A 12,348-nucleotide genomic window follows, 5' to 3' on the forward strand; every position below is an offset into this window, starting at 1 on the left:
TTATGCAAATAGAACTCTTTACCCAGCGCACTGCCCAGTACTTTGAGGCCCTCGCGCAGCAAAACCAGTTTTTGCAGGTTGCCAACTCACGGCGCTCCACCCGCCTGATGAAGGACTTCCAGAAGAAACAGGAGAAGTCCAAGATCAAAGGCGAAGCGCTGGCCGCCTCCTGGGCTCCCTATGACACGCCTAAAAAGGTCATGGATGCCTGGACGCATTATCTGAAAGAGTCCAGTGAACGGGCGATCCTGACCATGGATGCCCTGCGCGAAAGCAGCGACACCTACTTTGACCACATGGCCAAGGGCTGTCCTCCGGTGCTCGTCTATGATTATGAGGTCATCGTGGAAGGCCGTAACCTGCCGCGACCCTGCAACTACATGCTTTTGAAGATCATTCCGCCCGAAGGGACGGAGGTGTTTGACTGGAAACGTCCCTATGTGATCATCGACCCGCGCGCCGGACATGGTGCTGGGATCGGTGGGTTCAAAGATGACAGTCAGGTGGGCGTTGCCCTGCGCGGCGGCCATCCCGTGTATTTCGTCGCCTTCCACCCGATGCCAGAGCCGCATCAGGAACTATCGCATGTCACCCATGCGGAGGCGGCGTTCTTGCGGGAGATTATCTCGCGTCATCCGGACAGCCCGAAGCCCATCGTGGTGGGCAACTGTCAGGGTGGATGGGCGACAGCCATTCTGGCGGCGGTTTATCCAGATCTGGTGGGACCGATCGTGCTCAACGGAGCACCCATGTCCTACTGGAGCGGCAAGATGGGGCAGGACCCCATGCGCTACTCCGCAGGCCTGACCGGCGGCATCGTGCCAGCTCTGCTGTCGGCTGATCTGGGCAATGGCGTGTTTGATGGCGCCAATCTGGTGCAGAACTTTGAGATGCTGAACCCGGGCCGCAACTGGTTCCGCAAGTACTATGACCTTTACACCACGATCGACAGCGGCGAAGAGCGCTATCTGGAGTTCCAGAAGTGGTGGAACGGCTTTTATTACATGACCGAGGAAGAGTTCCGCTGGATTCTGGACAACCTCTTCATCGGCAACAAACTGGCCAAGAACGAAGCGTTTCTGGAGCCCGGACGGCCTATTGACCTGAAGACCATCAAGTCACCGATCATCGTCTTTTCCTCTTACGGCGATAACATCACCCCGCCCGATCAGGCCCTCAACTGGATCGCGGACACATACACGGATGACGCGGAGATTGAGATCCTCGGCCAGCGTATCCTCTACATGCTTCATGATCAGGTCGGGCATCTGGGCATCTTCGTGTCCTCTAGCGTCGCCAAGCGGGAACACACGCAGGTGGCGTCCACCTTGAAGACCATCGAAGCCATGCCTCCGGGGCTCTACAAGCTGCAGATTGAAGAGCAGAAGGGCAAAGGCTGTGATGCCAAGTTCAAGGTGAGTTTTGCCCGCAAAACCATCGACGAGATGCTGCTGGAAACCGGCGAACGCGATGAGGAAAAAGCCTTTGCCGGTGTGGCCCGTTTCTCGGAAAGCTGGGAAGACATGTACGACAGCACCATCGGCCCGGTGCTGAAGACTATGAACAGCTCACAAACAGCGGAAGTCACCCGCGACCTGCACCCTATGCGGCTCGCCAACGGCGCGTTTGCCTCCACCAACCCCTTCATGTTCTGGCCCACCATGGCCGCCGCTGCGGTGAAGCAGAACCACAAGCCCAACATGGCCAAAACGCCCTTCCATTATTGGGAGGAGATGGTGGCGGACAGCATCGAATATGGCTGGGATGCGCTGAAAGATATGCGCGAAGCGATGATTGAAAACAGCTTCCTCACCTTCTGGGCCTCTCCCCAAGCGGTGGAATACGGCAAGGCCCTGTCCTTCCGCAGACCAAAAGTGCCAATGCAGGACCTGCACAGTCTGGCCAGCATTCAAAACGCCTTGAAGAAGATCGAAAAGGGCGGAGCTGCCGCTGCCATCGTGCGTATTGTGCTGATGATTGCTGATACCCGCACCGAGGTGCGCGGCGAAAAGCTGGAGCGGTTCAACGAGGTGCTGACCACATGGGCGCCGTTCAAATCCATGGACCCGAAGGAGCGCAACTTCCTCATTCATGACCAGACGCTGATTGCGCGGTTTGAGATGGAGGCAGGCTACAACGCCCTGCCGCTGTTGCTGAAGAACGAGAAAGACAAAACCTTCGCCTACAAGGCGGTGACCTACATCATCGGCAACGAGGAAGACATGGCGCCCAACTCGCTGGAACTGTGGCACTGCCTGAAGAAAACGCTCAAGTGGGGGTAGGTGAGGAGATGACAACAACCTACAAAAACACGCCGTATGATCAAATCGAAGTGGGCATGGAAGCCACCTATGAGCGCACCTGCTCAGCAGATGACTTCTATGTTTCCGCCCATGCCTCCGGCGACCTCAATCCCATCCATCTGCCCAAGGAAGACCGCGAGGGAGAAGGGGACTTTGAGGGCGTTGCTCCTTCACTGTGGGTTGCCAGCCTGATCTCGGCCGTGCTGGGCAACCAGATGCCGGGGCCGGGCACGCTTTATAGGAGCCAGAACCTGCGCTTTCTGGGCCGGGCCTATGAAGGCGACCACCTGACAGCACGGGTGAAGGTGACAGAAAAACTGCCGGATTATGTGGTGAAGCTGCAAACCACTGTGGAACGTGCTGATGGACAGATGATCGTGGAAGGGGAGGCGGAAGTCATCGCCCCGCGCACCAGCAAAATCGCCAAAGCCGTCAGTCTGCCGGGATTGACCGTGCGCAGTTACGAGCACTTTGAACGCCTGCTGGACCTTGCTCGCCCGTTGCCACCACTCATCACCGCCGTTGTGGCACCGGAAGACCGGAAGTCTCTGGGCGGCGCCTTGCTGGCGGCTGAAAACACACTGATCGAGCCAATCCTGATCGGGGATCGGGACAAGATCGAGGACGCAGCTGAGCGGCTTGGAAAGGATCTGGCCCACTGCACCATTCTTGATGTGGCAGGCCACACACAAGCCGCTGCGCAGGCGGTGGCCATGGTGCGGGAGGGCAAGGCGCAGGCGATCATGAAAGGCCAGCTCCACACGGATGTGCTGCTTGCCCAGATCGTGAAGCGGGACATTGGCCTGCGTACAGACAACCGCCTCAGCCATGTGTTTGTGATGGACGTTCCGGGGCTCGACCATCTGCTCTTCATCAGCGATGCAGCCATCAACATCTCGCCGGATCTGGAAGCCAAGGTGGATATTGTCCAGAACGCCATCAATCTGGCGCAAGCACTGGGTCAACAGCAGCCCAAGGTGGGCATCCTTTCTGCCGTGGAAACGGTGAACACCAAAATTCCGTCCACCCTGGATGCAGCGATCCTTTCCAAAATGGCAGAACGCGGCCAGATCAAAGGTGGCATTGTTGATGGCCCTCTGGCCATGGACAACGCCATCGACATTGATGCAGCGGTGACCAAAGGCATCACCTCCTTGGTTGCAGGGAGGGCAGATGTACTGGTTGTGCCCAATCTGGAATCTGGCAATATGCTAGCCAAGGAACTGGCCTTTGTTGCCCATGCTCAGGTGTGCGGCGTTGTGATGGGTGCCCGGTGTCCGGTGATCCTCACCAGCCGCGCCGATGACGACAAGGCCCGTTTGATGTCTTGCGCTGTTGCGCTTCTTTACGCTGCGAGCCAGAAAGCATGAGTTTTTATTTTACGCTCAATACCGGTTCATCCTCCGTCAAGTTCGCGCTTTACAAAGCGGCTGCGGAACCTGAGCTTTTCATCTCCGGCATCATTGAGCGTCTTGGGCCCCACGCCCGCCTGAAAATGCAGACCTCAACCGAGCAGATCGTGGAAGATCTGGGCCATGTTGACCATGCAGGAGCCGTGGTTTCCATCTTCACCCGCGTGGAACCTCATCTGAAGGGCAAGTCCGTGGTGGGCATTGGCCACCGTATCGTTCATGGCGGCAACGCGTTTTACAAGCCAACGGAGCTGACTTCTGAAGTGGTGCAGGAGCTGGAACAGCTGATCCCGCTGGCCCCGCTCCACCAGCCCTACAGTCTGGCAACCATCCGCGCAGCCAAGCAGGTGTTTCCCGGCGTGCTGCAAATCGGGTGCTTTGATACAGCCTTCCATGCCGGTCACACCTTTCCCAATGACGCCTTTGCCATCCCGCGCCATTTTTATGAGGAAGGCGTGCGCCGCTATGGCTTCCACGGGCTTTCCTTTGATTACATCTGCAGCGAGTTGCGCCGCGAATATCCCGATATCGCCAACGGCCGCCTCGTGATTGCCCATCTGGGCAATGGTGCCTCCATGTGCGCGGTGGAAGAAGGACGGTCCATCAACGCCAGCACCAGCTTTTCCGCCGTGGATGGCCTGCCCATGGGCACCCGCTGCGGACGGCTCGACCCGGGCGTGATGCTCTACCTGATGCAGGAAAAAGAGCTGTCACCGGAGGAGATCGAGAGCATCATCTATCGCCGCAGCGGACTGCTGGGTTTGTCCGAAGAATCCTCCGACATGCGCGTGCTGGAACACTCCGAAGAGCTGTTCGCCAAACAAGCCATCAACTACTACAGCTATCAGATCCGCCGGGAAGTCGGCGCCATGGCCGCCAGTCTGGAAGGCATCGACGCGCTCATCTTCAGCGCCGGAGTAGGCGAGAACTCCGCGCGGGTGCGCTCCAACGTCTGCGAACCGCTGGAGTTCTTGGGCATCACCATTGATCAGGAAAAGAACATGGCCAACGCACCGGAAATCGGCACCGGACGGGTGCGGGTGCTGATCATCCCCACCAACGAAGAACAAGTCATCGCCCGCGCTGTGGCATCCGCTGGCAGCAAATCTCAATAGAGAGAGACTGGGACTCAGGAAAACTTCGCGGTAAACTTCCCGTATATTTCATGCTGCACGTTTTCAGTGAGTCCCGTTATGTCTGTCCTCTCACCCACCATCACCGTCCGCCGCCTGACCATTGACGACTTTGAGGATTATCTCGGCCTCCTGCATGAGCTGACAGAAGGCGTTCCTCTGGCACGTGGGGAGGAGGGGCGTGCCCACTTCGCCAAGCTTCTGGGCCACGACGGCACCATGGTGTTCGGGCTGGAGATTTACGACCAGATCGTCTCCTGCGCCACGCTCCACATTCTGCCCAACATGACCTATGGCGGCCGCCCGTACTGCCTTGTTGAGAATGTGGTGACCCTGCAAGCCTACCGGGGCCGAGGCTTTGGCCGCATGGTCATGGACACCCTGCGCAACGAGGCCTGGCAAGCTAACGCCTACAAAATCATGCTCCTCACCGGCATGGACCGCGGCGCCAAAGGCTTCTATGAGAGCCTCGGCTACAAAGCCGACCAAAAGTACGGCATGGTCCTGCGCCAAGTCCCGCCATATAAGGCGCCAGTAAGTTGACACATCTGATCATGAACGAAGCAACAACTGCTGTATTATCATCACTGCATGATGCTTCTATTGATGCGCTTTCGGTATTCGAAGACGCTGTTTCCATTCAACTTGACGATGTCATCATTGACGGACGGAGTTCCAGAGTATCGGTCAAACTGCTGCAGGTGAGAATAATTCGGAGAGAAGGAGAGTTGGTATCTGATCTCAGCATGGAACAATCAGACGGTGAACTCGTCTTTTTCGAGCCAATACGATCTGGTGTCAAACTCCTCATCCAATGGAACTGCTTTAGTAGCCAGAAGACCAAAGATGTCTTCTATGAAGTTGAATGTTCGGAGATTATCGCTCAATCGACATTCGATTAATCAGAATTCTTTCGCCTTTAAATGACTTCTGTAGCCCTTTTTCAGAAGAGCATCGCCACTACGACAACTTCCGATGCGCCTTGATGTGCTCTATGAAGAGGCGCAGGGGTTGGAGGTCTTTGTATTCCCGGGGGTAGAACAGGTAGAGCGGAGCGACGGGGTCGAGGTAGTCTTCCAGCAAGCGTTCCACCTTGGTTTCATCACACTGCATCAACGCGTAATAGCGGAAGGTGAGGGCCAGACCCATGCCTTGCTCCATCAACTCCAGTTGAGAGGGCAGGGTGTTGAGAACCAGTCCGCCTTTGACGTCAATCTCCACCCGGTCACCATCCACCTGAAACACCCAGGGCGCCAGCTGGCCGGATGTCTGGAAGCGATACTGGATACACGCGTGGTCCAGCAGATCCTCCGGCTTTTCCGGCCTGCCGTGCTGATCCAGATAGGTTTTACTGCCAAGCACGGTCAGCGGCTGCGGGTCCGAGATGCGCAGGGCAATCATATCCTGCGCAACAAGACTGCCTGTTCGAAAACCCGCATGCAGACCTTCTGACACAATATCAACGATAGCATCGCTCAAAGAAAACTCCAGCTGGATCTCCGGATACTTCGCCTGAAACCCGGGCAGTAGATCGGCCAGAAACGTATGGAACACAAACTCAGGCAGTGTCAGGCGCAAAGACCCGCGTGCACTGCTGCCATACTCTTTCGCATCCTCCACCGCTTGCCCCAGCAAATCAAACGCCGCCCCGGCACCGCTTTGCAGCGCACGGCCTGCATCCGTCAGCGTCACTGAGCGTGTGGTGCGCACAAACAGGGCCGTCCCAAGCTGCTCTTCCAGAGACTTCAACTGGTGGCTAACCGTGGAAGGTTTGATGCCAAGAGCATTGGCAGCGCCCCGCAAACTGCCGTTTTGGGCGATGGCATTGAACACTTCCAGCATGGCGAGGGGGAGGCGCATTGTTCGATTCCATACATCTATTAGATAGAAAATCAGGCAATTAATAGCACGTGAGCATCCCGCTATAAAGAGTGCAACAGCAACTCAGAGAGGATGTCTCCCAATGAAAACCCTCGTTCTCACCGCCCATCCCGACCTCAGCAAGTCCCGCATCAACAGAAAATGGTTTGAAACCTTTGCTGAAACAGACGGCATCACCCTGCTGGACCTGACCCGCCTTGGCGGCCCGACCCTGACCTTCAACGTGGCAGAACAGCAGGACTTCCTGCTTGCCCATGACCGCATCGTCTTCCAGTTTCCGCTCTACTGGTACTCCGCCCCACCTGTCCTGAAAGCCTGGATGGATCAGGTGCTCACCTATGGCTTTGCGTATGGCCCCAGCGGCAATAAGCTTGCGGGCAAAGAACTGGTGCTGGCAACCTCCACCGGCGGCCCGGAGGACAGCTACCACGCAGGGGGTTACAACAACTTCAGCATGGACGAGCTGCTCAAGCCCTTCCAGCAAACGGCTCTGCTGACCGGCATGACCTATCTGCGCCCCTTCGTGTTCCACGGAGCAGCTGTAGCCAGCGACGAGGATGTTATCGCCTCCCAAACCGCCTTGCTGGCCCATGTGCAGGACCCGGAACTGAGCCCAATCATCAAAAAAGCACGGCTGGATAAAATGCTGGAAGAAGACGCCAAGCTGGCTGCGCGTGTCAGCACTTAGACCTCCATTCCCCCAAAGCAACTCAAAGGCGGGCTTATGGGCTCGCCTTTTGGCCTTTCTGCAGTGTGGGCACCTTTGCTGCTGTTTTCAAAATTACGCTAGGAAGCGCATCTATTTGCCGCCAATGCATGGCAGATACAGCACATAATTAAAAATCGATTCGATCTTTATCGACCACTTCACTGGCCTGCCGTCCACTTCTCTTAACCTGGCGTTTCAAAGCACAGCTTTGTTTTAGCATTTTGTTTCACGCCCTTGTTTTAACCGCCATCCTTCAGGATGATATGCCTACCGTGGCATTATGGATGGGGTGACATGGCGGTGACTATGTTTTCGGTGTCATGATCTGATGATCAGCACTGCATTCTTTTTCAGAATTCTTTTTCATGGCCGAAACTCGGGGATCGCATTCCTGAAGCTTGGTCATCTGAAGGCTGGAGTGAACACGTTCCTGTCAGAGTAAACCCGCAATACATTGCAGACCACCGCCTTGCCTCCAACCATAAGCAGGACCACGGAAGCAATGCCCGTATTGCATCCTTTTCAACGGGAGGGGACTAAAACTGACAGAACGGAGTGGCCTCGCAGGTCTCTTTCTCAATCGGGACCGAAGCTCCTTCGTTCTCCAGCCTTCAGGAATATTTTGAGTGCAGACTGGAATTGCCTTGCACGTGTTGCAGTATAGTATCGAGTAGAATGTCTGTTGAATCGAAGAACTCAATGAAAAACCTGAGACCCGAGGTGATCTACCGGCCCAGCATCAACTGGGAAGAATGGCGCGAAGGGGTGGCTGAAGCGTCTGGCGAGGTGTGTTTATCCTCCAGCAGCGCATCACCGGAGGCGTTCGGCGCAGGCGTGCGCGGGTCCCGCTATCAAAGCGGTTTTGTGGCAACCATCAACGCGACCCCGCACAAGTTCATCCGCTCCAGCCAACGCATTGCGCGCGATGGCATGGACGCCGTGTTTGTGCAGTTTTACGACCACACCCACAACTGCGTCACCCACATGGGCAGACACAGCGTGGACATTGAGCCGGGTCATCTCATCATTCAGGATATGGCGGAACCGTTTGTGGTGGAGCACAGCTCTTACAAACAGATGACACTTGCACTACCACGGGCAACCCTTGCTCCGTTTTTGCATGGCGACCGCACCTATCCCACCTTATGCATCCCGGCCATTGGCGGTTCAGCCAATGCGGTGATCAGCATGATGCAGCTTCTACGCGGTCAGCTGGGGGATCTGACAGATGAAGACGTGGCGCCCATTGTGGAGTGCATCGCCAAGCTTGTTGCCAACCAGATGAACAACGGCCCATGCGTCTCTTTTGCTCTTGATGAAAACAGCCAGAACGCAGCACGCTTTTTACAAGCTACAGAATACATCAGCCGCACTTATTCCAACCCACGGCTCAACAGTACTGAGGTGGCAAAGCACCTCAACATTTCCCGCACGACGCTCTACCGCCTGTTTGAGCCCATGGGCGGGTTCGTCGCCTTCCTGCGCTACATCCGCATGAAACACGCCATGCGCAAACTGCTGCGCACCGGAAGCGAGGGGGGAAGGTTCAGCAGATTGCCGAAAGCTGTGGCTTCTCGCACGCCTCCAGCTTCACCCGAAGCTTCAAAGAGCACTACGGCGTCTCACCCCGCGACATCCTGATGGATGTCTCCGCCGGCAAAGACCAACAACTGCGCACCTCCAGCGGCATCTTCGCCAACTGGCTCGCCACACTGAACGGGGCAACGCTGAACTGAGGGGGAGGACACTGAGCGGCTTAAGCTCAACCTCCGGCTGTTCATCTCTTGCAAACAACGGATAAGGCGTTATGGTCCTTATCGATTTTACTTCTGAGATTTTCTGTAGGCTTTTATGATGTGGCGTTGGCTTGTTAAAAAGACTTTTTATTACAAAATCATGGGCGCTCTAAAGCTCTGGGGAGTTTGCGGAGCTCTTTTACAATTCGCCAGCAAAGGACCAATGCGAGCGATGGTATCTGTGTGTTGTGTCTTCGCAGCATTCATTGCCTATAACTTCGCTACCGGCCTGGTTGCATCCTTCTTCATCGACTTCGAAAACGACTTGGTTCTGAAGAACATTCTATTTTTGATTGTTGTTATGCCAGTCTTCCTTTGGATATGCGCATTGGCAATTGACCTGTTTATTGCCGGATTGCGTGCTCGGCGAAAGTTTCTGCTCTGGAATCTCTTCTGCAGCGACAAGCACGATCAAGAGATGCAAGAGTACATTCAGTGGGTGAAGGACCAATCCAAGAAGCAACAGGTCAATTGATCACCCAGTACCTTAGTCAACTGGTCCATGCCTACAGCGTTCCCATTGTGAACTGGTACAAAGCTATCGGCTTAACGGCTGCCATTATTCAAACATGGCGCGATTTGCGAGTGGAAACATAGCAACGCAGGAAAACACAAAAGCTTTCAAAGCAACGCACAAAACAACGCAAACGCTCACAGGTTTGCGTGCTACCAATTTTCAGGTCAGATATATTATGCAATTCAGAGAGTTAGCGGTGCACCACTCGGCATATTTATATGAGAGGCAGCCCTGAGCGCCGGATTGGTAGCATTGACAAGGCGCGTGGTGCGCCGAAGAGTTGCTTTGATTTATTCTCTGATAAGTTTTGAGCGGCGCAATGATTGTACTTGGAAACTCTGAAAGCTGGCCGGGCATTGGCACCACGGCGGACCACCTGCAAAACGGAGCACATGGGCTGGATGCGTTGGTGCCCGGGCTGTCTCTGGTGGAAGCGGAAACCAAGGTGCGCAGTGTAGGCTATGGCGGTTGGCCTAACCTTTTAGGAGATATGGAGTTCGACGCCAGTGTCATGAACGGCAACACGCGGGATTATGGCGCAGTGGCTGGTGTGCCGATGACGCTGGAAGTCACACGTTTAGCAAAGGCCGTGCTGGATAATCTGCCTCACACCATGTTGGTGGGTGAGGGCGCACGACGTTATGCCGATGAGCTGGGGTTTGCTAAAGATCCCGCGCTTCTGGACCACAGTAAAAAAGTCTGGTGGCGTAAGCTGGAAGAGGTGATGAGCGAGGAGCAGAAGGCTGCCTTCCCCAACACGGATCTGGCTCCCCTCACCAAGGCCATCACCGACCCGGAAAAGGTGCGCGACACCACCGTATTCCTTTGCAAAGACGGCAAGAACAACATCTGCACGGCAACCTCAACATCCGGCTGGGCCTGGAAATATCCTGGACGGGTGGGGGACTCTCCGATCCCCGGAGCTGGCTTTTATGCGGACAGCCGATATGGCGCGGCGGCTTGTACGCATACCGGCGAAATGACCATGCGCTGTGGCACAGCCCGCACTGTGGTACTGGCCATGAAACTGGGTATCTCGCTGGATGATGCGTTGCGGCTGGCAATCTCAGAACTGCAGGAGCTGGAGAGCGGCTATATTGGCGGTGTGGTGATCCATGCCATTGATGCTGCGAGCAAACACCGTGTGGTCAATGTGGGCTGTGATGAGGAGATCGTCTATTGGGTCTGGACACCTGAGCTGGGCCAACCAGAAAAGCGCAAAGCCATCCTTGCAGAAGACCTGCTCGCCGGGCACGTGGAGGCGCTGTCATGAAACTGGAAGTCTGTGTCGACAGCATTGCTGGGCTGAACGCCGCTGTTGCCGGTGGCGCTGACAGGATTGAGCTGTGCTCCTGCCTCGCCATGGGAGGGCTCACACCCTCCGTCGGCCTGATGGAACTGGCTGCCCAAGCACCTATCCCGGTCTACGCCATGATCCGCCCGCGCGGTGGTAACTTCATCTTTTCCCCGCAGGAGGTGGACCAGATGAAGCGGGAAATCGATGCTGTTCGTAATACCAATTTGGCCGGCGTCGTCCTCGGCGCAAACCAACATAGCAACGCACTTGATGCTAACCTATTGGAAAACCTTATAGATCACTCAGCAGGGCTTGGGTTGACCCTCCATCGGGTTATTGATCTGGCCCCTGATTTGGTGGAAGCGACAGAAACCGCGGTGGACCTTGGCTTCGAACGAATCCTCAGCTCCGGCGGTGCTCACAAAGCATTTGATGGCATTGAGAATTTAGCAGCGATGCATCACGCAGCCGCCGGACGCCTTTCCGTGATGCCGGGCTCAGGTATCAACGCACAAACAGCCTCGGACATCCTGCAAGCAGCTGACTTTACTGAGATTCATGCTGGATGCGGTTCAACTTATCCGCAGGATCAGACACTGCTGGATTTTGGCTTTGAAGCGATCGGCGAAAAGAAGACCGATGAAAATCAGGTTAGACTGCTAAAGACTATACTTCTTGATTTATCTCAAACTATATTAGACCACTAGCTGATTGCACTAGAAAACCAATAATTATACTGTCGGACCAATTTTGAATTTCAATGAATTACTTTACCCGAGAAAATGCAAAACCTAAGCGATACAGAACGGAAGATCCTTTCTCTTTTGCAGGAGAACGCGCGGCAGTCTCTCACAGAGATCGCCCAGAAGATCGGCACGTCCAGAACCAACGTCAAAACAAAGATCGATCGGCTGTATGATGCTGGTATCATTAAGAGATTTACGGTTGACCTTGAAGATGCGGACGCCAGAAACACCGGCACGTTGAAGAGTTTCTTCCATGTTCATCTGACGGAACCTGCCTGCGAAACCTTGTTCGATCACGTCAAAAAATGGGAGGAAGTGAAGGGGTGCTGGACAGTTTCCTCTCCAACCACCGATATGATCGTGATGGTAGAGGCTATCTCACAGGAAGCATTGGAATCAGCCAGATTCCGCATCAGCAAGTTACCTTATGTAGATTCTATGCACACGACCTTCGTTCTAAGAGAGTGGCAACATAAACTCTAGCGATTTTTGTCATATTACTTTGAAATACGCATTGCGTAGATGAAACGATCAAAGGCATTTCTGCTGTGGAA

General features: G+C 55.1%; 13 protein-coding genes. 12 read left to right on the forward strand and 1 reads right to left on the reverse strand.

The genetic code is table 11. The features are described from left to right. Positions 1-2: 2 nt before the first annotated feature. The 5 genes from QT397_01900 to QT397_01920 all read left to right on the forward strand — a co-directional run bounded on the left by QT397_01900 (position 3) and on the right by QT397_01920 (position 5,750). Positions 3-2,282 (forward strand): DUF3141 domain-containing protein, encoded by a 2,280-nt coding sequence (locus QT397_01900; protein ID WNZ53786.1) that lies wholly within the window; start codon positions 3-5, stop codon positions 2,280-2,282. Positions 2,283-2,290: 8 nt separating this feature from the next. Next, positions 2,291-3,673 carry a bifunctional enoyl-CoA hydratase/phosphate acetyltransferase gene (locus QT397_01905; GenBank protein ID WNZ53787.1) on the forward strand — a complete coding sequence of 461 codons (1,383 nt, stop codon included), beginning with the start codon at positions 2,291-2,293 and terminating at the stop codon, positions 3,671-3,673. Continuing rightward, positions 3,670-4,830 (forward strand): acetate/propionate family kinase, encoded by a 1,161-nt coding sequence (locus QT397_01910; protein WNZ53788.1) that lies wholly within the window; start codon positions 3,670-3,672, stop codon positions 4,828-4,830. The genes QT397_01905 and QT397_01910 overlap by 4 nt, the downstream gene beginning before the upstream one ends. A 78-nt stretch (positions 4,831-4,908) precedes the next feature. Next, positions 4,909-5,391 carry a GNAT family N-acetyltransferase gene (locus tag QT397_01915; GenBank protein ID WNZ53789.1) on the forward strand — a complete coding sequence of 161 codons (483 nt, stop codon included), beginning with the start codon at positions 4,909-4,911 and terminating at the stop codon, positions 5,389-5,391. Then, positions 5,388-5,750, forward strand: a complete 363-nt coding sequence (locus QT397_01920) for a hypothetical protein (GenBank protein ID WNZ53790.1) — start codon at positions 5,388-5,390, stop codon at positions 5,748-5,750. The genes QT397_01915 and QT397_01920 overlap by 4 nt, the downstream gene beginning before the upstream one ends. Before the next feature lie 58 nt (positions 5,751-5,808). On the opposite strand, the gene QT397_01925 is transcribed toward QT397_01920, so the two are convergent. Then, complete coding sequence (locus QT397_01925) at positions 5,809-6,708, reverse strand: LysR family transcriptional regulator (GenBank protein ID WNZ53791.1); 900 nt, start codon at positions 6,706-6,708, stop codon at positions 5,809-5,811. Positions 6,709-6,811: 103 nt separating this feature from the next. Here QT397_01925 and QT397_01930 point away from each other — a divergent pair, with 103 nt between their 5' ends. The 7 genes from QT397_01930 to QT397_01960 all read left to right on the forward strand — a co-directional run bounded on the left by QT397_01930 (position 6,812) and on the right by QT397_01960 (position 12,277). Further along, on the forward strand, positions 6,812-7,417 hold the full coding sequence (locus tag QT397_01930; GenBank protein ID WNZ53792.1) for an NAD(P)H-dependent oxidoreductase: 606 nt from the start codon (positions 6,812-6,814) through the stop codon (positions 7,415-7,417). 696 nt (positions 7,418-8,113) lie between these two features. Beyond that, a complete protein-coding gene (locus tag QT397_01935) occupies positions 8,114-9,079 on the forward strand; it encodes a hypothetical protein (protein WNZ53793.1) in 966 nt (321 codons plus the stop codon). Next, a complete protein-coding gene (locus QT397_01940; protein WNZ53980.1) occupies positions 8,992-9,174 on the forward strand; it encodes an AraC family transcriptional regulator in 183 nt (60 codons plus the stop codon). Before QT397_01935 ends, QT397_01940 begins: the two co-directional genes overlap by 88 nt. A 223-nt stretch (positions 9,175-9,397) precedes the next feature. Beyond that, positions 9,398-9,709, forward strand: coding sequence for a hypothetical protein (locus tag QT397_01945; protein WNZ53794.1), 312 nt, complete (start codon positions 9,398-9,400; stop codon positions 9,707-9,709). 361 nt (positions 9,710-10,070) lie between these two features. After that, positions 10,071-11,024: a N(4)-(beta-N-acetylglucosaminyl)-L-asparaginase gene (locus tag QT397_01950; GenBank protein ID WNZ53795.1), complete on the forward strand. Its 954-nt coding sequence runs from the start codon at positions 10,071-10,073 to the stop codon at positions 11,022-11,024. Beyond that, positions 11,021-11,755 (forward strand): copper homeostasis protein CutC, encoded by a 735-nt coding sequence (locus tag QT397_01955; protein ID WNZ53796.1) that lies wholly within the window; start codon positions 11,021-11,023, stop codon positions 11,753-11,755. Before QT397_01950 ends, QT397_01955 begins: the two co-directional genes overlap by 4 nt. Positions 11,756-11,830: 75 nt before the next feature. Continuing rightward, the gene (locus QT397_01960) at positions 11,831-12,277 is read left to right on the forward strand and encodes an Lrp/AsnC family transcriptional regulator (GenBank protein ID WNZ53797.1); all 447 of its coding nucleotides are present in this window, start codon (positions 11,831-11,833) and stop codon (positions 12,275-12,277) included. Positions 12,278-12,348: the final 71 nt, after the last annotated feature.

Origin of the sequence: Microbulbifer sp. MKSA007 (assembly GCA_032615215.1) — a bacterium.
Classification (GTDB): Bacteria; Pseudomonadota; Gammaproteobacteria; order Pseudomonadales; family Cellvibrionaceae; genus Microbulbifer.